The sequence below is a fragment of the Rahnella sp. AA genome (genome assembly GCF_002834385.1).
Taxonomy (GTDB): Bacteria; Pseudomonadota; Gammaproteobacteria; order Enterobacterales; family Enterobacteriaceae; genus Rahnella.
On the sequence record NZ_PITQ01000004.1, the window covers coordinates 398,949 to 421,717 of the forward strand.

A 22,769-nucleotide genomic window follows, 5' to 3' on the forward strand; every position below is an offset into this window, starting at 1 on the left:
ACCAATAGGTTCATATTTTAACTAATTAAAATCAACAGCTTAATTATTCTGCATTGAGTTAGTACACTAATTAACAAATTCTTACAGGCAAAAAAGCCTCCACGGGAAGGCCAAAAATCGTTAACGTAGAGCTATCACACTTTCCGGAGACGTCCATGCGCATCACCTGTTTACACACGGCAGACAGCAACATCGCGGTTTTTGAAAATGCAGCACAGGAGCTGGGGCTGAGTCACCATGTGTTTCGCCATATTTCCCGCCCCGATTTACTGGCCGCCGCAGAACACGCTGGCGGGCTGACGCCTGAAATCCTTGAAGAAACAGCGCAGATATTATTGGCGCTGAGTCAGGACAGCGATCGCGTTTTACTTACCTGTTCAACGCTGGGCGCAGCCGCTGCGGCCGCCGCTGAAAATACGCAGGTGCCGGTTTTGCGCGTTGATCAGGCGCTGGCCGAAGCCGCGATGAAAACAGCCGGAAAAGTGGTGGTGTTATGTGCGGTGGAAACCACGCTCGGCCCGACCGGGCAACTGTTCCGACAGGCGGAAAAGCACCCCGACGCTACGCTGGAAATGCGTCTGGTAGCGGGAGCCTGGGGCAAGTTTAAGCAGGGAGATCTAGCAGGATATTTGCAGACGGTCGCCGCAGCGGCAGACGCGGCATACATTGAAGGCGCAGGTGCGGTGGTGCTGGCTCAGGCATCGATGACCGGCGCGGCACAACTGACGCAAATGGGCAAACCCCTGACCAGCCCGGAATGTGGTCTGAGAGCGATCGTCGCCGTTTAAGCCTGGCAAAAATACGCAAATGGCAGGATTGGCTATACTGAAAGTGGAATAATCATTGGCTTAGCCAACTTAGCTGATGACGACAAAAGGGTGTGATAAGGAGAAAACATGAAAATTATTCTGTGGATCATCGCCATCATCTTTATCGTCGGCTTACTGACCCTGACCGGGGTGTTTAAACTGATATTCTGAAAACGTCAGTCTCTGCATAAAACAAAAGTCCGGCACCAGCGCCGGACTTTTTAGTTTTAACAACTTGAATACTCTAAATAATTCGTGTTGCAGGATGGCGATATTTAATCATCGGCTTCTTCTACCGATGGCTGTGTTTTCTGCTGCTCTTTCTGCTTGCGGTAGTTCTTCGCTATCTGCGGAACAGGCACGGTTTTACCGGTTTCCATCCAGGTGCGCAGACGGTTCGCATCCGCAAAGGCGGTAAATTTCCCGAACGCATCCATCACCACCAGCGTCACCGGTTTGCCGTTAATGGTGGTGCGCATCGCCAGACAATGACCGGCAACGTCGGTATAACCGGTTTTGGTCAGCTGAATGCTCCACGACGGATTCATGATCAGATGGTTAGTATTGCGGAACGGCAGTGCGTAGGCCGGATGGCTGAACACCGCCGTTTTCTCAGCTGTTGTACTGAGCTGGTCGATCAGCGGATAACGCTGGGAAGCCAGCAACAGCCGTGTTAAATCACGCGCGGTGGAAACGTTACGCGGCGAAAGCCCGGTCGGTTCAACGTAATGGGTATGCGTCATGCCGAGAGATTTCGCTTTGGCATTCATCGCATTGATAAACGCCGCATAACCGCCGGGATAATGCGCTGCCAGACTGGCCGCTGCGCGGTTCTCTGAGGACATCAGCGCCAGTTGGATCATCTGACGGCGGGTAATCTCACTGTTAAGTTTCACGCGGGAGAAAACACCGCGCATTTCAGGTGTGTTGCTGATATCAACGTTGATCACTTCATCCAGCGGCAGATTCGCATCCAGCGTCACCATCGCGGTCATCAGTTTGGTCAGGGAGGCAATCGGCCTCACCTCATCCGGATTTCGGGAATAAATCACTTCGTGGCTTTTCAGATCCACGACCATCGCGCTGCCGGAAGCAATTTGAACAATGGGGGCGACAGCCTGCTCGTGCTTTGCAGCGAAGGCGGCAGGTGCAGACAACATGCCTGTATTTAAGGCTAATAAGCTCAGAACCAGAAGACGGATTTTCACATGCATTGCTCTGTATTTAAGAAAGTTGTCATAAAGTTATGTCGGAACAGCGGGCGGAATTATAAGTGAGGTGAATAGTCTTAGCACCCGCAATTTTCAAATCTATTTGTCACAAAGTCTGTCACAAGCACCCGCAAACCGTGGAGTGGCGAGTAAGTGAACACTTGCGTAAGATTGCCCCGAAATTCAGCAGTTCCCCTGCACAGAGCTTTACAATACCCGCGGCGACATGATCAGGAAACAGCGATCCAACGGTATCCTTCACCTGACCGCACGACCCGCCCGATCCCCGGAAAAGCGATATGTGCCGCACCCACCAGATAGCCTTCCCGCGCTGTCTCGGCAAGCACCGTTTCCCGTGTCCGGATAGCCTGATTTTGGTCAATATCAAATTGGATGGCCACATGAGGCTCCTGCATCTGCACCGGTTCGGCGTGAATAATATCGCCCCAGAACAGCACTTTATCCGCACCGCTTTCCAGCAAATACACCACGCTGCCCGGCGTATGGCCCGGAGCAGGCAATGCCCGGATAAGCGGATGAACCTGTGCCGGGAGATCAAATGTCTGCAACTGTCCGGCAGCCCGAACCCGTTCCATAACCTGCTGAGCATTGTGAAATGAACGGTGGCGGCTTTCCGGTATATCATCAAAATTGTCACGGTCTAGCCAGTATCTGGCATCTTCCTGAGACACTTTCACCTGTGCATTGGGGAAGACCGGCGTACCGTTCAGCGTAAGGCCGCCAAAATGGTCGCTGTGAATATGCGTCAGCAGAACCAGGTCAATACTTTCCGGCGGGTATCCTGCGGCGCGCAGGTTGTCCTGTAAATGACCGCCCGTGTACCCGGGCAACTGCCCTGCACCGGTATCAATCAATATTCGCTGTTCCCCGGTATCCACAACAAAGGCATTCACTGACACATCCGTTTCAGGGGTCATCGCGGCCAGTGCCATGCGCTGCGCGACTTTTTCCGGGGAGATATTTGTCAGCAATTTATCCAGCGGCATTTTTAACGCGCCGTCAGAAATGGCCGTTATCGTGGCATCTCCTGCGGTTAACCGGTAATAACCGGGTGCCTGCAAGCCTGAGATCTGCGGCACTGAACCCGTCACGTCAGAAGGATGATTCATTTTTATGCTCCGGAAGGTGATGATTTGTCAGACGATTGCCATGAGTAATACTGCAAGTCAGCACATCATTCAAATCAATTGGCATGCTGCGGGCAATAAAAAAGGACGCTTAAAAGCGTCCCTCATCTTTCACATAGCGCATTCGTCACGAAATGACCTCACCGGTTAATGCGTCCGGCGATTTCCTTCGACGTCTTCAGCACGCGCACTTCAGTAAATAACTCTGTCGCCTCTTCGTACTCTTTGCGCAAATAACTCAGCCACTGTTTGATACGCGCCACGTGATACAAACCGGTATCGCCCTGCTTTTCCAGACGGGTGTATTTCTGCAACAGCGTCATCACATCCGCCCACGGCATGCGCGGTTCGTTGTATTTCACCACGCGGCTCAGATTAGGGATATTCAGCGCGCCGCGTCCGATCATGACCGCATCGCAACCGGTGGTTTCCATGCAGGCCTGACCGCTGGCGTAATCCCAGATTTCACCGTTGGCAATCACCGGAATGCTCAGCCGCTGGCGGATTTCGCCAATCGCCTGCCAGTTAATCCGCTCAGGTTTGTAACCGTCTTCTTTGGTGCGCCCGTGTACGGTGAGTTCTGTCGCGCCCGCCTGCTGTACGGCGTCTGCGATTTCAAAACTGCGCTCCAGAGAATCCCAGCCCAGGCGTACTTTTACCGTCACCGGTAAATGCGCAGGCACCGCGGCTCGCATAGCTTTAGCGCCCTGATAAATCAGCTCAGGGTCTTTGAGCAGCGTGGCGCCCCCGCCGCTGCCGTTAACCATTTTCGACGGACAGCCGCAGTTGAGATCGACGCCATAAGAGCCCAGCTCAGTGGCGCGGGCGGCGTTTTCGGCCAGCCATTCGGGATACTGACCGAGAAGCTGTACACGAACCCGCGTGCCGGAAGGCGTGCGGCTGTCGTGTTCTAATTCCGGGCACAGGCGGTGGAAGACTTTGACGGGAAGCAGCTGATCCACCACACGCACAAACTCAGTGATGCACAAATCGTAGTCGTTCACTTCGGTGAGAAGTTCACGAACCAGGGGATCAAGCACACCTTCCATCGGAGCCAGTAATACGCGCATCGCAGTTCAACCCTTAAAAATGACGCGCAAGATTACCGCAAGGCCCGCCTGCGGGCAATTATCCCTGTGACAAATCGGTGCTTAACGTTTCATTCACGCCCGCATTTCTTTGCCGCGCCCTCACGGAACGCAGGGCAATCCACACCGCCAGAAACGCCGGGACAGCAAACAACATGAACATCCAGAACGCGGCATTGGCAGCGCCCGCATCGCCCTGATTCACGCCGGAGAAGTTAGCCACCGTTCCGGCCAGTGCCGCCCCCAGCGCAGCAGCGAAAGACTGCACGACGGTGATCGACGCACCGGCTTTTTCGCGATCTTCCTCCGGTGCCTGTTGCAGCACGCGGGTCAGCAGATGCGGCCAGCCCAGCCCGATGCCAAAACCGGCCAGCGTCAGCCCGAGCACCACGCCGCTGATATTCAGCCACGGCATTCCGAAAGCCACTGGCACGGTGAACAGCAATAATAGCAAGCCGACAGCCAGAATCAGCGGGCCGGAAACAATCGCATTATCTGCACGGCGCCCCGTCCAGCCTGAGCTGGCGACTTCACTTAACGTCCAGCCCGCAGCCGCGGCAGCAGTAATATATCCGGCCGCCAGCGGCGTCTGTCCGTGCAAATGTTGCAGCAGATAAGGCACAAACAGCTCGCAGCCCAGGCCGATAATTAGCAACGACATCACCAAATACAGGCCATAAAGCGGCGATGAACGGCGCAGCGCGTTACGCGGCAGGAGCCTGACGTCGGCGGTAAATTCCCGATGACGCAGAATAAGCATCATCACCACTGCAATCACAAATCCCAGCAGGTTCACCAGGCCGTGGGAAGACAAACTTCCAGCTGAAACCACCAGCACCGCGCCGGTCAGCAGCGCCAGTTGCATCAGCGGCAACGGTTCTTCCGGCTGTTTCTCCCGCTGAGATTTAGGCAGGATCCGCCAGACCCACAAGCCAAATAATGACGTGACCGGCAGAAGCAGACCGAACGCCCAGCGCCAAGCGTGCAGCTCTGCAAAAATGCCGCCGACCGCCGGGCCGACCAGCGTCGCAATCCCCCACATCGCGGAGATCAGCGCCATCGCGCGGGGCCAGAGAGATTCTTTAAACAAAAGATTTATCATCGCGTAAGACAGCGCGAACAGGAAACCGCCGCCCAGCCCCTGCAATCCCCGCCCGACCAGCAGCACCGGCATACTCGGCGCAACGGTACAAAGCGCAGCACCGGCGATGAAAATCCCGGTCGCCATAAGATAACTGCCGCGCGGTCCGGCAGTTCGCATCAGCCGGGCAGAAAGCGCCGAGCCAAGAATCGAGCAGACGACGTAAAGCGTGGTGTTCCACGCGTACCACGCCAGCCCGCCGATATCCTGCACAACGGATGGCAAAATCGTAATCACGATGTAGCTGTTGGTGGCGTATAGCGCGACCCCGGCACTCAGGGTAATGGCGCTGCCCCGGTTTTCCGCACTGAATAAATCCTTCCAGCCGCTCTGACTTTCCGACATTTCTCTTCGTCCCTTTGGTTTATGTTTTCCGCACATTGAAGCACGTTGTGATTATGGTATGATTAAAACAAGAAATCACTTGGAATATGTTTTACATAATCTAGAACCCGGCGAGGCGATATGTCAAGCAACGACTTGGAAAATAAAAATGACGTCCGGCAAAGCGTCGCTGAGCGCTTAATGACGCTGCTGAAAACCCGCGGGGAAATGCAGGCCAGCGATGCGGGTCATCTGCTGGGCACAACCGGCGAAGCGGCGCGGCAGCAATTTGTGAAGCTGGCAAAAGACGGTCTGGTGGAAGCGAAAGCCGTGTCACAGGGCGTCGGGCGTCCGGCGCAATACTGGCAACTGACCGCCAAAGGGCATGCGCACTTCCCCGACGCGCACGCCGATCTGACCGTACAACTTCTTCAGCTTATCCGCACGTCGCTGGGCGAATCCGCGCTGGATCAGCTGATTACATCGCGTGAAAGCCAGACGCTGGATAATTACCGGCAGGCGATGAAAGGCGCGAATTCGCTGGAAGAAAGGCTGCAACGGCTGACGGCAATCCGCACCCGCGAAGGGTATATGGCGGACTGGACATTGCAGGAAGACGGCAGTTATCTGTTTGTCGAAAATCATTGCCCGATTTGCGCCGCCGCAACGACCTGTCAGGGTTTTTGCCGCGCCGAGCGCGATGTCTTCCGTGATGTGCTGGAGGCGAACGTTGAACGCACTGAGCATATTTTGCAGGGTGCGCGCCGCTGTGCGTATGTGATCCGTTAGCCGGATTTAGGCGAAAAAAAACCGCCGGTTAAGGCGGTTTGATTGCAAAGTAAGCGAAACTTATTTGTTGCCGCTACCCGCATTACCGGTGCGACGCTGGCCTGCATGTGCAGGACGCGAACGTGCCGGACGGTTTTCGCCGGAACCACGGTTTTCAGACGTGCCGCCGTTGCCGGAACGCTGACCGTTACCGCCCTGACGCGGAGCACCTGAACGTGGAGCACCAGAGCGCGGTGCACCCGGACGCTGGCCCTGACGTGGCGCGCCACGACCGCCGCCGCCATTGCCCTGACGACCATTGATGATCGGCTCAGCTTTGATGCTCGGGTCTGGCTCGTAACCTTCCAGCGCGATACGCGGGATTTCACGTTTCAGCAGACGCTCGATGTCACGCAGCAGTTTGTGTTCATCCACGCACACCAGAGAAATCGCTTCACCGGTGGCTTCTGCACGACCGGTACGGCCGATACGGTGAACGTAATCTTCCGGTACGTTTGGCAGTTCATAGTTCACAACGTGTGGCAGCTGATCGATATCCAGACCGCGCGCGGCGATGTCGGTGGCGACCAGAACACGGATTGAACCGGCTTTGAAATCGGCCAGTGCGCGGGTACGCGCGCCCTGACTTTTGTTGCCGTGAATTGCTGCAGCAGTAATGCCGTCTTTGTTCAGCTGTTCAGCAAGATGGTTCGCACCATGCTTGGTACGGTTGAAGACCAGCACCTGTTTCCAGTCGCCTTCACCGATCATCTGAGACAGCAATTCTCTTTTACGTTTCTTATCAACAAAGTGAACGCTTTGTTCAATTTGTGCAGAAGCGGTGTTGCGACGGGCCACTTCAACAGAAGCAGGATTGGTCAGCAACTTGCTCGCCAGACCTTTGATCTCATCAGAGAACGTCGCGGAGAACAGCAGGTTCTGACGCTTGGCAGGCAGTTTCGCCAGCACGCGACGGATATCATGGATGAAGCCCATATCCAGCATGCGGTCAGCTTCATCAAGCACCAGAATTTCAACCTGAGATAAATCAACAGCACGCTGATGTTCCAGATCCAGCAAACGACCCGGCGTTGCGATCAGAACATCCACGCCACCGCGCAGTTTCATCATCTGCGGGTTAATGCTCACACCACCAAATACGACCAGCGAACGCAGGGTCAGGTATTTGCTGTAAGCCTGCACGTTTTCGCCAATCTGCGCCGCCAGCTCACGGGTTGGGGTCAGGATCAGCGCACGAACCGGGCGACGTCCTTTGAATTGCGCGTTGGTATGGCTGAGCATATTGAGCAGCGGCAGGGTAAAACCAGCGGTTTTACCGGTACCGGTCTGCGCACTCGCCATCAGGTCACGACCTTCCAGCACGACAGGAATAGCCTGACGCTGAATAGGCGTAGGTTCGCGATAGCCCTGTTCTTCAACAGCACGCAAAATTTCGGCACTTAAGCCGAGGGAATCAAATGACATATAAGGAAAAGCTCCAGTCCACTCTAACCCGAACGGGGTTCGGTGCAGTTTCAAGAATGGATGATCAGACGAGGCAAATGAGGCATTACCACGAGGATTCGGCACAAACTGCAGTGCGCCAGTTGTGCCGATACTAGCACAGAACGCCGTGACGCGCGAAGTTATCTGCTTACGTCCTGTAACCGGGCATGACAAATGCAAACTTCAGTGACGATTTTTGGCGGCATAATCTGCGGCGATAATCCGAAACTTTGACACAGGATAATCAATTATAAACCGGATGAACGGCTTCCCACTTTTTGCGTCCCAATCCCTGAATTAGCTTGCTATGCTTCTTCCACTTCACTCTTTTGTCCATAAGGCTACACCGCTGCAACATGGAAACCTGGAAAATAAATTTAATCTCCGTCTGGCTTGGGTGCTTTTTCACCGGCATGGCGATGAGTCAGATCCTGCCTTTTTTACCGCTTTACATCGAACAGCTGGGTGTTACGTCTCATGAATCCCTGAGTTTGTGGTCAGGGCTGGTGTTCAGCGGGACTTTCCTGGTTTCCGCCATTGTCGCGCCGTTGTGGGGCAGCCTGGCTGACCGTAAGGGACGCAAACTCATGCTGTTGCGCGCCGCACTGGGCATGGCGATTGTCATGATGTTGCAGGGTTTTGCGACCAACGTCTGGCAGCTTTTCATTCTGCGCACGCTGATGGGTTTAACGTCCGGCTACATTCCGAACGCGATGGCGCTGGTGGCCTCGCAGGTGCCGCGCGATAAAAGCGGCTGGGCGCTGGGGACGCTGTCCACCGGTCAGGTTTCAGGTGTCATCATCGGCCCGCTGTTAGGCGGTTTTATGGCTGACCATCTCGGCCTGCGCACCGTGTTTTTCGTCACCAGCGGCATGTTGTTTATCAGTTTCCTGATCACCCTTTTCCTGATCAAAGAGCGCGTGGTGCCGGTCACTAAAGCCAACCGCCTGAGCGGTAAAGCGGTGTTTACCACGCTGCCTTATCCGTGGCTGATTGTCAGTTTGTTTGTCACAACCATGATGATTCAGCTGGCGAACGGTTCTATCAGCCCGATCCTGACGCTGTTTATCCGTGAGCTTTCGTCCGATACCAGCAATATCGCGTTTATCAGTGGCGTGATTGCCGCCGTGCCCGGCGTGTCGGCATTACTGGCGGCACCCAAACTGGGTAAACTCGGCGACCGCATCGGCGCGCACCGGATACTCATCGCCGCGCTGGTCTTTTGCTTCCTGCTGTTCTGCCTGATGTCGCTGATTAATACACCGACCCAGCTGGGTATTCTTCGATTCATGCTTGGCTTTGGGGATGGCGCACTGATGCCTGCAGTACAGGCGTTATTGGTTAAATACAGCAGTGATCAGGTGACTGGCCGGATATTTGGTTATAACCAGTCGTTTATGTACCTCGGGAATGTCGTCGGGCCGCTGATAGGTTCCAGCGCTTCCGCGCTGTTCGGATTCCGTTGGGTATTTATCGTGACCGCGATTCTGGTGCTGTTTAACACCGTGCAGGTGTGGTGGAGTTTCCGGCAGGTGCCGACGGGGAGAGTGAGGATTCCGTGATCGCGGAGCCGGCGCGGGTTGGAGCCATTTGAAGCTTCGTTCAGCAGAATGTTTGATCCGCGCCAGATTACATTCTTAAAAGATAAACGCCGCTCTGTTTTTGAATTTAGATAAGCTATTGGCCGCTTTCAAAAATCGCGCCGTATGGAGAGGTGGAAAACCGCGTATCTTTTCGCGCGGTTTGTAACCCGACGGGAGGGAACCGCGCAGCGGCGGGGTTTTGCGGCACTAGCAGGAATTGCTGAAACATAGCCAGCGAGCGGTAGCGCGCAGTTAAAAAGACGCGAGAGATCCAAGAGAGGCCCGTCCTGGCCTCTTTTGGTCGGTTTCGGCGCTGCGAGTCAAGCGATCACCGCCATTGAAAAACCGAAATTTACTCGGTCTTCGTTAAGCCAAGGCGCAGCCTGAAAAACCGAAACTTCCTCAAGCTGCTTTAAGAAGCCGTCTATGCCCGGCACTGGCATAAAAAAAGGGCGCTTTTCAGCGCCCTCTCAAAAAGTTTGAAATCAAAAACAATTACCGGCGGTTACCGAAAATCCGTAACAACATCAGGAACAGGTTGATGAAATCAAGATACAGCGTCAGCGCGCCGACAATAGAGTATTTGCGGAAGTTATCACGATCATTCTCAGACAACTGCGCACCCATGTTTTTCAGCTTCTGGGTATCGTAGGCAGTCAGGCCGACGAAGATCAGTACGCCTGCATAGGAAATGATGTTCGCAAGACCCGAGCTTTTCAGCCACATGTTAACCAGCGATGCCAGAACCAGACCAATCAGCGCCATGAACAACATGCTGCCGATGCCGGTTAAATCACGCTTAGTCACGTAACCGTAAACGCTCATCGCACCAAACATGCCCGCGGCCACGATGAATGTCCCGAAAATGGAATCACCGGTGTAGACGAGGAAAATACTGGAAAGCGTCAGCCCCGTCAGGGCGGAATACAGCATGAACAGGCCGGTGGCGACCGTCCCGCTCAGGCGGTTGACCATGCCGGAAATCACAAAAACCAGCGCCAGCTGGGCGATGATCAAACCAAAGAAAGTAATCTGGCTGGAAAAAACAAAACTCATGATTTTTTCCGAGCCGGAAGCATACCAGGCAACAAATGCCGTCAGCAGCAAGCCACAGAACATCCAGCCATACACTTGCGCCATGTACGCCTGAATGCCCGTATTTGCGCGTTCAACAATTGAACCGTTACTACGTGGATATCGATCCATGATGATTACCCTTTTGCATGGAGGACAATAATGAGGCCAAAATGGCCTCCCGATTTTTTAAAGCGTATCACAGTTGGCGAGAAAAGCATGGAGGGAGTCAGTGCGGTTGAGCCACTATTTACCAGCGAGCCGCCGCGACTTTATCGCTGTCACGGGCATCAACCCAGCGGTCGCCCTCTTGTGTCGCCTCGCGCTTCCAGAACGGTGCGCGCGTTTTCAGCTGATCCATAATAAATTCATTGGCTTCGAACGCCATTCCACGGTGAGCGCTGGTGACGCCGACAAACACAATTTCATCGCCCGGATACATCGGCCCGACGCGGTGATAAACAGAAACACTTTGCAAAGGCCAGCGTGCGCGCGCCTGTTCAACAATCTCCGCCAACGCTTTTTCGGTCATGCCCGGATAGTGCTCCAGCGTCAGCGCCGTGACGTGGCTGCCCAGATTGTGATTGCGCACTTTGCCGGTGAAGGTCACCACCGCGCCGTCTGCGTCCGATTGCGCCAGCCAGTCGTACTCTTCACCCACGCTGAACGGGGCGGCATCGACAATGATTTTTGTCCTGTCCATCTCAGCCCCCGGTCACTGGCGGAAAGAAGGCCACTTCATCACCCGCAGCCAGCGGATGTGCCATCGTGGTCAGCGTCTGATTGACCGCCACCAGCAATTTGCCGGATTCCAGCGCCAGCGCCCAGCGGTCGCCGCGTCCTGTCAGGGAATTACGCAAATCTTCCACAGTGGAAAAATCAGCCGGCAATTGCAGGCTGGACGTCCCGGTTAACTCGCGAACCTGGGCGAAGAATAAAATGTCGATCATATTTCCACCTTACCTTCAGCCTGGCTTTCCGCCTTAAAGTCGCCGGATTTACCGCCGCTTTTTTCCAGCAAGCGGATCGGGCCGATCACCATATCTTTCTGAACGGCTTTACACATGTCGTAGATGGTCAGCGCGGCGACGGAAGCCGCAGTCAGCGCTTCCATTTCCACGCCGGTTTTGCCGCTCAGCCGGCAACGGGATTCAATACGAACGCGGTTATGTTCCGGCTGTGCTTCCAGATTAACTTCCACTTTGGTCAGCAACAGCGGATGACACAGCGGGATCAGATCCCAGGTTTTCTTGGCAGCCTGGATACCGGCGATGCGTGCGGTAGCAAACACATCCCCTTTGTGATGATTGCCGTTGATGATCATCGCCAGCGTTTCTACCGCCATCTCAACAAAGGCTTCGGCGCGGGCTTCACGAACCGTTTCGGCTTTGCCGGAAACGTCCACCATGTGGGCATCACCGGACGCATTAATGTGGGTTAATTCAGACATGCTTATTTCTTCAAATGTGGGGTGAAATTGCACGGCCCCTGACGGGCGTCGAGCTGCGCTTCAATGATATTCTCCCAGGCGGTCTGGCAGGCGCGGGTTGATCCCGGCATGGCAAAAATCACCGTCTGATTGGCAATACCGCCGATGGCGCGTGACTGAATGGTCGAGGTGCCGATATCTTCGAAAGACACCATGCGGAACAGCTCGCCGAAACCTTCAATTTCACGGTCAAATAACGGCTTCAGGGCTTCCGGCGTGTTATTCCCGGCATTAAAACCGGTACCGCCGTTGATCAAAATGGCCTGAATTTTTTCATCTGCAATCCACGCAGAAACCACGGCGCGAATGCTGTAAATGCTCTCTTTAACAATTTGCTGTGCCACGACGTGGTGGCCGCCTTCGGTTACGGCTTCTTTCAGGTAATGGCCGGAGGTGTCTTCCGCGTCGGTGCGGCGGTCAGAAACCGTCATGATCGCGACAGATAAAGGCAAAAATTCTTTGCTGGCTTTGCTCATCAGTTTGCTCCTTAAACGATTAATGCCGGACTCAGCCGCCGATAAACGACAGGTTCTGGGTAATTCCGGTATTGCCTTCATGCAGGAAGTGCGTTTGTTTTTTACGGCTGAGACCACCCTGGATCCTGTCCATCAAATCGTCCTGCTGAAGGTCGTCGGCCAGTAAATCGCGCAGAGGAATGCCCTGCTCGCCGAACAGACACAAATGCAGATTGCCGATCGCAGACACGCGCAGGCGGTTGCAGCTGACACAAAAGTCTTTTTCATACGGCATGATCAGGCCGATCTCGCCCAGATAATCCGGGTGGCTGAACACCTGCGCCGGGCCATCGCTGCGTGAGCGGATCTGCAACTGCCAGCCCTGACGGACAAGCTGCTCGCGCAGGACTTCGCCGGAAACATGATGTTTGCGGAACAGATCGCCGCCGTCGCCGGTTTCCATCAGTTCGATGAAACGCAGCTGAACCGGACGGGTCTTAATCCAGTCGAGGAAGGTGTTGAGGCTGGCATGATTCACATCGCGCATCAGCACGGTATTGACTTTGACCTTGCTGAAACCGGCGTCAAACGCAGCGTCAATTCCGGCCATCACCTCGCGGAATTTATCCTGCCCGGTGATGGCGTGAAACTGGCGGGCATCAAGGCTGTCGACGCTGACGTTAATGTTTGTCAGCCCGGCATCGCGCCATTTGCTGATATCACGCGCCATGCGGTAACCGTTGGTGGTCACGGCCAGCGTTTTAATCGAGGGGTTTTCGCGTACCGCCGCAATGATTTCGCAGAAATCGCGGCGCAACGACGGTTCACCACCGGTCAGACGCACCTTTTCCGTTCCCAAATTGGCGAACGCGCGACTGACCCGACGGATTTCATCGAGCGAAAGAAAGCTTTTATTGCTGTGGCCATGCGGCTTGTAACCGTCCGGCAGACAATAGGTGCAACGAAAATTGCACACATCAGTGATCGACAGCCGCAAGTAATAAAACTTGCGGGCAAAAGCATCAGTAAGTTGAAGCACCTAAACACCTTTCCAAATACGGGAGATGCGGGCATTTCTGCCATGCACCCTGGTGACTGATTGTCACGGCCAGAGCTCCATATTGTTTCTGTGGGAACAACGTCAGAAAGGCAACTTAGGAACAAAGGCTAGGAGTTGATTCAACACGTTCAGTGCAGAACGATGAAGAATTCGGGTAACGGAGGATATTCTAACGCCGCAAAGTCTGGAACGCCAAGGTGGTTTTTCGTTATGCATTTTGATATATAACGATTTTTCGCGACAAAAGAGAGCATTTTCAAGGATAAAAGCGCTTGGTTTTGAATACTCTGAGAGTCACTCCGCAGTACTGCGAAGTGATAACATCCTGTTGCAAAATTAGGTAAAATCCCCCGCAAGAAATCTCATCATTCCACTTTTCACCCGCCTTAAAGGGGCCGATATGCGTAACAGAACATTAGCTGACCTTGACCGGGTGGTAGCACTGGGCGGAGGGCACGGGCTTGGCCGCGTGATGTCTTCCCTTTCTTCGCTGGGCCCGCGGCTGACCGGCATCGTAACCACAACGGATAACGGTGGTTCGACTGGCCGCATCCGCCGTTCGGTGGGCGGCATCGCCTGGGGCGATATGCGCAACTGCCTCAACCAGCTGATTACCGAGCCAAGCCTGGCTTCTGCCATGTTCGAATACCGCTTCAGCGGCCAGGGCGAACTGGATGGCCACAATCTGGGTAACCTGATGCTGCGCGCGCTGGATCACCTGACCGTTCGCCCTCTGGAAGCGATTAACCTGGTGCGCAGCCTGCTGAAAGTGGATGCCGAACTGATCCCGATGTCCGAACAACCTGTGGATTTGGCGGCCATTGACGCCAATGGCGAAAAGGTTCATGGCGAGGTGAATGTCGACAAGCTGACGCAAATCCCCCGTGAATTGTTGCTGGAACCAAAGGTTCCGGCCACACGCGAAGCGTTGCACGCCATTGCCGAAGCGAATCTTATCCTGATTGGCCCCGGCAGTTTCTTTACCAGCCTGATGCCGCTGTTGCTGATGGAAGATCTCACCACCGCCCTGCGCCGCAGCCGTGCGCATATCGTGTATATCGGGAATCTGGGGAAAGAGCTGAGCGTTGCCGCAGCATCCCTGACGCTTGACGACAAACTGGGCATGATCGAAAAACGCATTGGTCGTCGCGCTGACGCCGCGATTGTCGGGCCGAAAGCCACACTGGGCGAGAGCGCCAAAGCGCATTTGATTATTCAAAGCCCGCTGGAAGCCAGCGATATTCCGTATCGCCATGACCGAGATATGTTGAGGATGGCGGTGGAAGAAGCACTGCAAAAGATGCACTGAGTGCTGAGAAAATGATTCTGAAAATATAAAGACAAAGGCCGCGCAATGCGGCCTTTGTCATTCACACCGTTTCACAAAGCTGCCTGGAATTATGCCCAGCCGGCCAGGATTTCAGCGGTGGTTTTCACCGTCACCGGATTTCCCGGCACGGATAATTCGCGCCAGACTTCGTTGTGCTGGCCGATTAACTGCTGAGCCGTGGCGTAGGTTCTGTCGCCGGTAGTGTGCGCGTCGGAGGCCACGGTCACTACATAACCTTTGCTGGCGGCGATTTTAATGGTGGTATCCACGCAGTAATCCGTGGCGCATCCGCACACCGTAAAGCCGGTCGCATTGAGATCTTTCAGCACTTCATCAAGACGCGTGCGGTAGAAAGAATCACAGGCGGTTTTGGTGACGGAAACAGAACCCGCCGGCTGATGAAGCTCCGGCAAAACCTGCCAGAGTTCGCTGCCTTCGGTCATTTCACCTTCGGCGTGCTGGATAAATATGATGTGCCCAGCCCGGTCAATCAGCTGGTTAATTAACGCGGTGCGCCCGCTGCGGTCATAACGTGGCGATGCGAACACTCCGTTTTGCATATCCACCACAATAAGTACATTTTGCCCTGTCACATTTTTCTCCGCGCAATAAAAAAGCCCCGCTTCACTTTACAGATCGTGGGGCTTTTTCACAGTTCAAAAAACCGGTGGAAACGGCTGTTATTTTTTGGTCAGCGGGTGATTGTTCCACGGGCTGTCAGCGGCAGGTTTCGCGGTGCTGACTTTGGGTTTCTGCGGTTTTTCAGCGGATAACGGCGTGCGGCGTTTGCTGCGCGTCATATCAGGGCGCAAATGGCCTTCAATAAAATCCAGATACAGCGTTTCCACTTCCTTGCGCGCCCAGGGCGTGCGGCGCAGGAATTTCAGGCTGGATTTGATGCTCGGGTCACTTTTAAAGCAGTTAATATTGACCTGCGAGGCCAGTGCGGGCCAGCCAAAATTATCCACCAGCGTTGTCAGCAGTTTTTCCAGCGTGACGCCGTGCAGCGGATCTTTCGCCGCACCGGGATTTTGTGGTGTATCAGTCATTGGCTCGCTTTTCCTTATCAATTTTCAGGCCGCGCACTTTAGCATTTTTCCCTTACGAAAGAGCAATAAACTGCTCGCGCAGGGCGTGGAGTTCGTCGCGGGTATTGGCCGCTTCTTCGAATTCCAGGTTCTGGGCATGCGCATACATCTTGCTTTCCAGCTCCTTAATGCGCTGTTCCAGCGCTTTAGGCGTAAGCGATTTGTAGGTTTGCGCCGCTTCGGCATCGCGCCTGTCTTTGTTCTTTTTGGTCTTCGGCTGGCCCAGTTGCAGGATGTCGGAAATCTTCTTGTTCAGCCCCATCGGCGTAATGCCGTTTTCCAGGTTGTAAGCTTCCTGTTTCGCCCGGCGACGCTCCGTTTCCCCGATCGCTTTAGCCATCGAATTCGTGATTCTGTCGCCGTAAAGAATGGCTTTACCGTTGAGGTTACGCGCCGCACGGCCAATGGTCTGGATGAGCGAACGCTCAGAACGCAGGAAGCCCTCTTTGTCGGCATCCAGGATCGCCACCAGAGAAACCTCCGGCATATCCAGCCCTTCCCTGAGCAAGTTGATGCCCACCAGCACGTCGAATTCACCGAGACGCAAATCGCGGATGATTTCCACACGCTCGACGGTATCGATATCAGAGTGCAGGTAACGCACCTTCTCGCCGTGTTCTTCCAGATACTCGGTCAAATCCTCGGCCATGCGTTTGGTCAGCGTGGTGACCAGCACACGCTCATTGATGGCCACACGTTTGCGGATTTCCGACAGCAGATCGTCGACCTGCGTGGTCACCGGACGCACTTCAATAATCGGATCCAGCAAGCCGGTCGGACGCACCACCTGATCCACCACGTCGCCGCCGGATTTATCCAGCTCGTAAGCTCCGGGCGTGGCGGAAACATAAATCGTCTGCGGCGCCAGCGCTTCAAATTCCTCAAAGCGCATCGGGCGGTTATCCAGCGCCGATGGCAGGCGGAAACCGTATTCCACCAGCGTTTCTTTACGCGAGCGGTCGCCTTTGTACATCCCGCCGATTTGCGGAATGGTGACGTGGGATTCATCGACAATCAGCAAACCGTCGGCAGGCAGATAGTCAAACAGCGTCGGCGGCGGCTCGCCCGGACCGCGTCCGGAGAGATACCGCGAATAGTTTTCGATGCCCGAGCAATAACCCAGCTCATTCATCATTTCGAGATCAAACTGCGTGCGCTGGCTGAGGCGCTGTTCTTCGAGCAGTTTGTTATTGTCCAGCAGCACTTTACGGCGCTCGGCCAGATCGACTTTGATCTCTTCCATCGCCTGCAAAATACGTTCTCGTGGGGTGACATAGTGCGTTTTCGGGTAAATCGTGAAACGCGGGATTTCGTGCTGCACCTGACCGGTCAGCGGATCAAACAGGGAAAGCCGTTCGACTTCCTGATCGAAAAGCTCAATGCGCAGCGCAAGGTCATCCGATTCCGCCGGAAAGACGTCGATCACTTCGCCGCGCACGCGGAAAGTACTGCGCTGGAAAACCTGATCGTTGCGGGCATATTGCAGCTCGGCCAGACGACGCACGATCGCGCGCTGATCGATAATCATCCCTTTGGTCAGATGCAGCATCATTTTCAGATACAGATCCGGGTCGCCCAGACCGTAGATCGCCGAGACGGATGCCACCACGATGACGTCGCGGCGCTCAAGCAGCGCTTTGGTCGCGGAAAGGCGCATCTGTTCGATGTGTTCGTTCACCGAGGAGTCTTTTTCGATAAACGTGTCTGAACTCGGGACGTACGCTTCGGGCTGATAATAATCGTAGTAAGAAACAAAATATTCGACAGCGTTCTCAGGGAAGAACTCTTTCATTTCGCCGTATAGCTGTGCCGCGAGAGTTTTGTTCGGCGCAAGCACCATCGTCGGGCGGTTCAGATCAGCAATCACATTCGCGACGGTAAAGGTCTTACCGGAACCGGTCACACCGAGCAACGTCTGGTGCGCCAGCCCGTTCTCCAGCCCTTCTTCCAGACGGCGTATTGCCTCAGGCTGATCGCCTGACGGCTTAAATTCGGAATGCAGTTTGAACTCTTTACTCATGACGGGCTACCTGGCTGAAATGGAAACGCATAAGACCGTGCGCTGAACCTGCGAACAGTTTGCGGAAAAATAGTATGAAAGACTTCGCAAATTTTGCCAGCCTTGATTTTCCCCTGCTCATAGTACTGTATATAAAAACAGCTTCCAACCGATAAAAACCCCCGCTGATTTAAGAGGTTGCTACAACTGCACTTTTTTAGGTTATTGCGAATGATAATTCTCACCATCAGAAGACATTTATCCCCCGATTTTCTCCACCTGTCATTTTCTGACCACAGCTTGACGAAGACTGACACAACTATGACGAACGAATTACGGTGATATTGCTTTTAACTAACTCATTGATTAAAAACAATATCATTAAAAAGCTGCGAATACGGGCAAACCGAGCGGAACCCGCGCCCTGACTCGTCTGTAGCAACTTTTCTTACTCTCATACACAAGGTTATCCACAGGAATAGTGGATAAGTCCCAGCACGCCACGTGCTACGGGAGTTGGTAAAAAACCACATTTTGCCTCTTCAGCGTCTGAAAGGTCTTTTTTAGTTATTTTTTATCTTTTTTATCTCCTTATTTATACCTATTTTGCCTAGATTTCCGCGCGGATGTTCCTTGCAAAAACCAAAAGTGCATCTCATCAGGATTTTTTAGCTTCTGATCGCCACTTTACCTGCACCAAAATCAGAGAGCGCAGCACTGGCAAAGTGCAGATCTCCTCTTCCCGCGTCCGGCAGGCTGTCACAAAACCTCAACAACTCTAATGAATAATCCTAAATCGCCATGCGCCCCGCTGTTAACACCTCCGTAACTTCTCTTTTCCTGTGCAATTTTTCAAACTTGGCCTGAGAGTTGCAGTGTCACTGTAGGAAGTGCTTCCTGTAGCCGGAACCGCTTTTTAAACTTAAACGCGAAATCTGATGATTACGCTGTTTTCGGGTATGCAGATCCATTTTTAGTGCAAAGAAAAAGCCGTTAACCCCATTTATCACTGGTTAATGACTCTTTATCTGTAATTGATGCTGTCAGGTTGACCATCAACATTTGGAATTAAATCCTGTGTTGTGGCATTTACAGCGGAACATAAATGTCAGAAAGATGACAGTGGCCGTCAAAGTGAAGTTCAGCGGAAAACTCCGTGTGGGAGGGAGGTCTGATGTTAAGTGTAAAATCAGTTAATCAGTATTATGGGCAAAAACATATTCTGTGGGATATCAATCTCGAACTGTACCGCGGTCAATGTACCTGCCTGATCGGGCGTAACGGCGTGGGGAAAACCACGCTGGTGAACTGCATTATGGGCCATCTTCCGGTGAAAAGTGGTGCCATTTCCTGGCAATCTCGTGATGAAGAACCCCAAAGTCTGTTAAATCTGCCGGTAGAAAGCCGTGCGCAAATTGGTATCGGCTATGTCCCGCAGGGGCGGCAGATTTTTTCGCAGATGAGTGTCGATGAAAACCTGCAAATCGCTATGATGGCCAGCCGGAATAAGACCCGCCGGGTGCCTGAGCAGGTGTACGACCTGTTTCCGACATTAAAGGAGATGGGGGCGCGTAAAGCGGGTGAACTGGATGAGAGCCAGCAGCAGCAACTGGCCATCAGCCGTGCGCTGGTTCAGGAGCCAGAACTGCTGATCCTCGACGAGCCGACCGAACACACCAGCGCGTCGATGGCAGCCAATATGGGCAATATCATTCATCGCCTGAACCGCGATCTTGGTCTGACGCTGCTTCTGGTTGGGCATAAATTGCCGTTTATCCGCAGCGTCGCTGACCGGTTTTGTCTGGTAGACGGTGGTCGCAACGTGGCACAGGGAACACTGGCGCAGCTCGACGAGACACTGGTCAAAAACTATCTGACGGTCTGACGCCGTGCTTCATTCAGCGCAAGGAAGCAGGCGTTCGAGATCCAGATATTGCCCCAGATTCACATCCAGACCGACGCTCAGGTACGGGATCTCGCCCAGTAACGGCGCAGGCAGCATACGCGTGAGCGTCGCCATGTATGCCTGATGATGCTTCCCCGTTTCCTGCACGTCATTGGCAATCCAGCCCGCCAGATGCAAACCGCTTTGCGCGATGGCCTGCGCCGTCAGCACGGCGTGATTGATGCAGCCCAGCCGCATTCCCACCACTAACACCACGGGTAGTTGCTCGGCAATCACCCAGTCCGCAAACGTATAATCTGCGGTCAGCGGCGTATACCACCCCCCCGCCCCTTCCACCACTACCCAGTCGGCCAGCGGTTCGAGATGACGCAATCCGGCGGATAATACCTGCGGATCTATCGGGCGATTTTCCAGCTCGCTGACGATATGCGGCGATGTCGGTTCAATAAACGTACACGGATTCACTTCGTCATAACGCAGCCCGACGGTGCTGTAAGCCTGAAGCGCCAGCGCGTCACTGTTGCGCGGCCCTTCTGCCGTCATTTCACTGCCTGAAGCGACGGGTTTGTACCCTGCGGTTTTGTGCCCGGCGCGTGCTGCCGCCTGCAAAAATGCGGTGGTCGCGACGGTTTTGCCGACTTCGGTATCGGTGCCGGTAATAAAGTATTTTTTCATTTGAAGCCTGGTTTTGGTTTAGATAACCACACCCGTGCTGAGATTTGGCCTGCTCCTCCCCCTGCGAAGGGGGAGGCCGGGAGGGGGTTTTACAAACGACTACGTGCCTGCCATTAATACCCCACCCCAACCCTCCCCTTCGCAGGGGGAGAGCTGATCGTGCCTGCTTCAACCGGGGAGGAGTAAATCAGCGGGGAATGAGTTCTTCCACCTGCAAAATGCCGTAGACCAGCCGGTAGTTCAGCGGCAGAACGCCGTCGCGGCGGATGTAATGTTTTTCCAGCAATTGCAGACGCTCACGCCCGCCCAGCCCGCCGAGGCGGCCATTTTTGATGTGCGTTGCGCCGATGCCTTTGAGCGAGCGCATCAGCGACATCACGTCAGGGAATTCGGCGACGTGATCGCTGAAGGTCACTTCATGACGGTACGGCGCGCAGGCTTCGGCAATTTTGTCGGGCGTCAGGAACTGATTAACGTGGCGACGGCCATCGACTTTCATCCACGCGGCGGCCAGCTCATTGAGCGAACCTTCGGCCAGCGTGGAGAACATCACCAGCCCGCCGTTGCGGGTGACGCGGTGCATTTCTTCCAGCGCACGCGGCAGCGCGTTACACCACTGCACCGCAAGATTGCTGAAACAGATATCAACCGAATTATCGGCAAACGGTAAACGCTCGATATCCCCCGGCACATATTGATCGGCGGAATCCAGCTCGCGGGCACGGCTCAGCATGCCTTCGGAGAGATCCAGCGCAATCACGTTTTTACCCTGAGCACGCCAGTGACGGCTGAAATAGCCGGTTCCGCATCCCGCATCAAGGACGGTCTGGCCTGCGTCTTTCAGATACGGAGCCGCCAGTGCGAGCAACTCTTCACCCACATCCCGCTGCAATTGTGCGGCGTTTTCATAACTGACGGCGGCGCGGCTGAACGCGTCGGCCACCGCTTGTTTGTTCACTAATTCAGTAACTGCACCCATGAAGGGACTCCAGCAAAAAATCGATATCTTCCGGCCTGTGTGCCGCTGTCAGCGTAAGACGCAGCCGCGCGCTGCCCGGCGGCACTGTCGGCGGACGGATGGCGCTGACCCACAACCCGCGTTCGCGCAATGCCGACGCCAGATCCAAAGCAGACTGATTTTCGCCCACAATCACCGGCTGGATAGCCGTTTGTGAGCCGGTCAGCCGGTAAGGCAATCCGGTGGCACCAGCGCGGAAACGGGCAATATTGGCCGCCAGTTTATCACGCAGATCGTCACCTTGCTGAATCCGTACCAGCGCAGCCTGTAACGCGCAAACCTGCGCCGCAGGCATCGCCGTGCTGTAAATCAGATGACGCGCGAACTGTAACAGGTAATCCGCGGTGGCATCATCACACAGCACCGCCGCACCACTGCACCCGAAAGCTTTACCGAATGTGACCACCAGAAGCTCAGGCCGCACACCCTGCTGCCAGCAACTGCCGCGCCCTTCTTCACCCAGGACACCCACGCCGTGCGCGTCGTCCACCATCAGCCAGCTTTCGTGCGATTGCGCCAAACGATGCAGTTGCGCCAGCGGTGCAGCGTCGCCGTCCATACTGAACACGCCTTCGGTCACCACCAGCGTTTCACCGTCCACCGGTTTTTCCAGCAAGCGTTGCAGGGAATCGGGCTGATTGTGATGAAAGCGCCGCAGCTGCGAAGGCGCATGGGCAGCGGCTTCCAGCAAAGAAGCGTGGCTGAGTTTATCCGCCAGCACGCGATCGTCGCCCTGCATCAGCGCGGCAAGAATGGCCTGATTGGCCGCAAAGCCGGAGATAAACAGCAGCGCGCGCGGATAGCCCTGCCACTGCGCCAGCTGCTGTTCAAATTCGGCGTGCACCACGCTGTAGCCGGTGACGTGACCGGAACCGCCGCTGCCGACGCCGTATTTTTCTGCACCCTTCTGCCACGCGGCAATGACTCCGGCGTCCTGGCTCAGGCCGAGATAATCGTTACCGGAAAAATTCAGATACCGTTTGTCACCCTGTGTCAGAAAACGCGCGCTGCCGCCGTTGTTCGGCTGACGCACACGAAAAGCCGCCGCTTCTTTGCGGGCGGCAACGGAATCGTTAATCCGCGTTTGCCAGCTCATG

22 protein-coding genes and 1 riboswitch are annotated in these 22,769 nt (G+C 54.6%); of the genes, 5 read left to right on the plus strand and 17 right to left on the minus strand.

Going from position 1 to position 22,769, the window contains the following annotated elements; genetic code table 11:
- Positions 1-155 precede the first annotated feature (155 nt).
- Entirely contained in the window at positions 156-788 is a 633-nt protein-coding gene (locus CWS43_RS12815; RefSeq protein WP_101077315.1) for an aspartate/glutamate racemase family protein, read from the plus strand.
- A gap of 296 nt (positions 789-1,084) precedes the next feature.
- On the opposite strand, the gene pbpG is transcribed toward CWS43_RS12815, so the two are convergent.
- The 4 genes from pbpG to CWS43_RS12835 all read right to left on the minus strand — a co-directional run bounded on the left by pbpG (position 1,085) and on the right by CWS43_RS12835 (position 5,742).
- Positions 1,085-2,023, minus strand: coding sequence for a D-alanyl-D-alanine endopeptidase (pbpG, locus tag CWS43_RS12820; protein WP_198555826.1), 939 nt, complete (start codon positions 2,021-2,023; stop codon positions 1,085-1,087).
- 227 nt (positions 2,024-2,250) lie between these two features.
- Positions 2,251-3,150, minus strand: a complete 900-nt coding sequence (locus CWS43_RS12825) for an MBL fold metallo-hydrolase (protein WP_101077316.1) — start codon at positions 3,148-3,150, stop codon at positions 2,251-2,253.
- Between the two features lie 158 nt (positions 3,151-3,308).
- Entirely contained in the window at positions 3,309-4,238 is a 930-nt protein-coding gene (gene dusC / locus CWS43_RS12830) for a tRNA dihydrouridine(16) synthase DusC (RefSeq protein WP_101077317.1), read from the minus strand.
- Positions 4,239-4,296: 58 nt separating this feature from the next.
- Complete coding sequence (locus CWS43_RS12835; RefSeq protein WP_101077318.1) at positions 4,297-5,742, minus strand: MFS transporter; 1,446 nt, start codon at positions 5,740-5,742, stop codon at positions 4,297-4,299.
- Positions 5,743-5,862: 120 nt separating this feature from the next.
- Here CWS43_RS12835 and CWS43_RS12840 point away from each other — a divergent pair, with 120 nt between their 5' ends.
- The gene (locus CWS43_RS12840) at positions 5,863-6,510 is read left to right on the plus strand and encodes a metalloregulator ArsR/SmtB family transcription factor (protein ID WP_101077319.1); all 648 of its coding nucleotides are present in this window, start codon (positions 5,863-5,865) and stop codon (positions 6,508-6,510) included.
- Positions 6,511-6,570: 60 nt separating this feature from the next.
- Here CWS43_RS12840 and rhlE read toward each other — a convergent pair whose 3' ends face one another.
- Entirely contained in the window at positions 6,571-7,974 is a 1,404-nt protein-coding gene (rhlE, locus tag CWS43_RS12845; RefSeq protein ID WP_101077320.1) for an ATP-dependent RNA helicase RhlE, read from the minus strand.
- Between the two features lie 377 nt (positions 7,975-8,351).
- Here rhlE and mdtG point away from each other — a divergent pair, with 377 nt between their 5' ends.
- A complete protein-coding gene (gene mdtG, locus CWS43_RS12850) occupies positions 8,352-9,557 on the plus strand; it encodes a multidrug efflux MFS transporter MdtG (protein ID WP_101077321.1) in 1,206 nt (401 codons plus the stop codon).
- Between the two features lie 516 nt (positions 9,558-10,073).
- Here the strand turns inward: mdtG and CWS43_RS12855 are convergent.
- The 6 genes from CWS43_RS12855 to moaA form a co-directional block, all read right to left on the minus strand.
- Positions 10,074-10,784, minus strand: a complete 711-nt coding sequence (locus tag CWS43_RS12855; RefSeq protein WP_101077322.1) for a Bax inhibitor-1/YccA family protein — start codon at positions 10,782-10,784, stop codon at positions 10,074-10,076.
- A gap of 118 nt (positions 10,785-10,902) precedes the next feature.
- A complete protein-coding gene (gene moaE / locus CWS43_RS12860) occupies positions 10,903-11,355 on the minus strand; it encodes a molybdopterin synthase catalytic subunit MoaE (protein WP_101077323.1) in 453 nt (150 codons plus the stop codon).
- Between the two features lies 1 nt (position 11,356).
- Positions 11,357-11,602 (minus strand): molybdopterin synthase sulfur carrier subunit, encoded by a 246-nt coding sequence (moaD, locus tag CWS43_RS12865; RefSeq protein ID WP_101077324.1) that lies wholly within the window; start codon positions 11,600-11,602, stop codon positions 11,357-11,359.
- Entirely contained in the window at positions 11,599-12,102 is a 504-nt protein-coding gene (moaC, locus tag CWS43_RS12870; RefSeq protein ID WP_101077325.1) for a cyclic pyranopterin monophosphate synthase MoaC, read from the minus strand. The genes moaD and moaC overlap by 4 nt, the downstream gene beginning before the upstream one ends.
- Positions 12,103-12,104: 2 nt before the next feature.
- Positions 12,105-12,617, minus strand: coding sequence for a molybdenum cofactor biosynthesis protein B (gene moaB / locus CWS43_RS12875; protein WP_101077326.1), 513 nt, complete (start codon positions 12,615-12,617; stop codon positions 12,105-12,107).
- A gap of 31 nt (positions 12,618-12,648) precedes the next feature.
- Entirely contained in the window at positions 12,649-13,635 is a 987-nt protein-coding gene (gene moaA, locus CWS43_RS12880; protein ID WP_101077327.1) for a GTP 3',8-cyclase MoaA, read from the minus strand.
- Positions 13,625-13,782: riboswitch (molybdenum cofactor riboswitch) on the minus strand. Its footprint overlaps the gene before it by 11 nt.
- 274 nt (positions 13,783-14,056) lie before the next feature.
- Between moaA and yvcK the strand changes: the two genes are divergently transcribed.
- Positions 14,057-14,965 carry a uridine diphosphate-N-acetylglucosamine-binding protein YvcK gene (yvcK, locus tag CWS43_RS12885; protein ID WP_101077328.1) on the plus strand — a complete coding sequence of 303 codons (909 nt, stop codon included), beginning with the start codon at positions 14,057-14,059 and terminating at the stop codon, positions 14,963-14,965.
- An 89-nt stretch (positions 14,966-15,054) separates the two neighbouring features.
- Here the strand turns inward: yvcK and CWS43_RS12890 are convergent, their stop codons facing one another.
- The 3 genes from CWS43_RS12890 to uvrB form a co-directional block, all read right to left on the minus strand.
- A complete protein-coding gene (locus tag CWS43_RS12890; protein ID WP_101077329.1) occupies positions 15,055-15,579 on the minus strand; it encodes an isochorismatase family protein in 525 nt (174 codons plus the stop codon).
- 87 nt (positions 15,580-15,666) lie between these two features.
- Positions 15,667-16,035 (minus strand): VF530 family DNA-binding protein, encoded by a 369-nt coding sequence (locus CWS43_RS12895; protein ID WP_101077330.1) that lies wholly within the window; start codon positions 16,033-16,035, stop codon positions 15,667-15,669.
- Positions 16,036-16,087: 52 nt separating this feature from the next.
- On the minus strand, positions 16,088-18,094 hold the full coding sequence (uvrB, locus tag CWS43_RS12900) for an excinuclease ABC subunit UvrB (RefSeq protein ID WP_101077331.1): 2,007 nt from the start codon (positions 18,092-18,094) through the stop codon (positions 16,088-16,090).
- A 1,153-nt stretch (positions 18,095-19,247) separates the two neighbouring features.
- Here uvrB and CWS43_RS12905 point away from each other — a divergent pair.
- Positions 19,248-19,958, plus strand: a complete 711-nt coding sequence (locus CWS43_RS12905; RefSeq protein ID WP_101077332.1) for an ABC transporter ATP-binding protein — start codon at positions 19,248-19,250, stop codon at positions 19,956-19,958.
- A gap of 9 nt (positions 19,959-19,967) precedes the next feature.
- Here the strand turns inward: CWS43_RS12905 and bioD are convergent, their stop codons facing one another.
- From bioD to bioF, 3 genes are all read right to left on the minus strand, one after another.
- Positions 19,968-20,654, minus strand: coding sequence for a dethiobiotin synthase (bioD, locus tag CWS43_RS12910; protein WP_101077333.1), 687 nt, complete (start codon positions 20,652-20,654; stop codon positions 19,968-19,970).
- A 187-nt stretch (positions 20,655-20,841) separates the two neighbouring features.
- Positions 20,842-21,633: a malonyl-ACP O-methyltransferase BioC gene (gene bioC / locus CWS43_RS12915; protein ID WP_101077334.1), complete on the minus strand. Its 792-nt coding sequence runs from the start codon at positions 21,631-21,633 to the stop codon at positions 20,842-20,844.
- Entirely contained in the window at positions 21,617-22,768 is a 1,152-nt protein-coding gene (bioF, locus tag CWS43_RS12920; protein ID WP_101077335.1) for an 8-amino-7-oxononanoate synthase, read from the minus strand. Before bioF ends, bioC begins: the two co-directional genes overlap by 17 nt.
- Position 22,769: the final 1 nt, after the last annotated feature.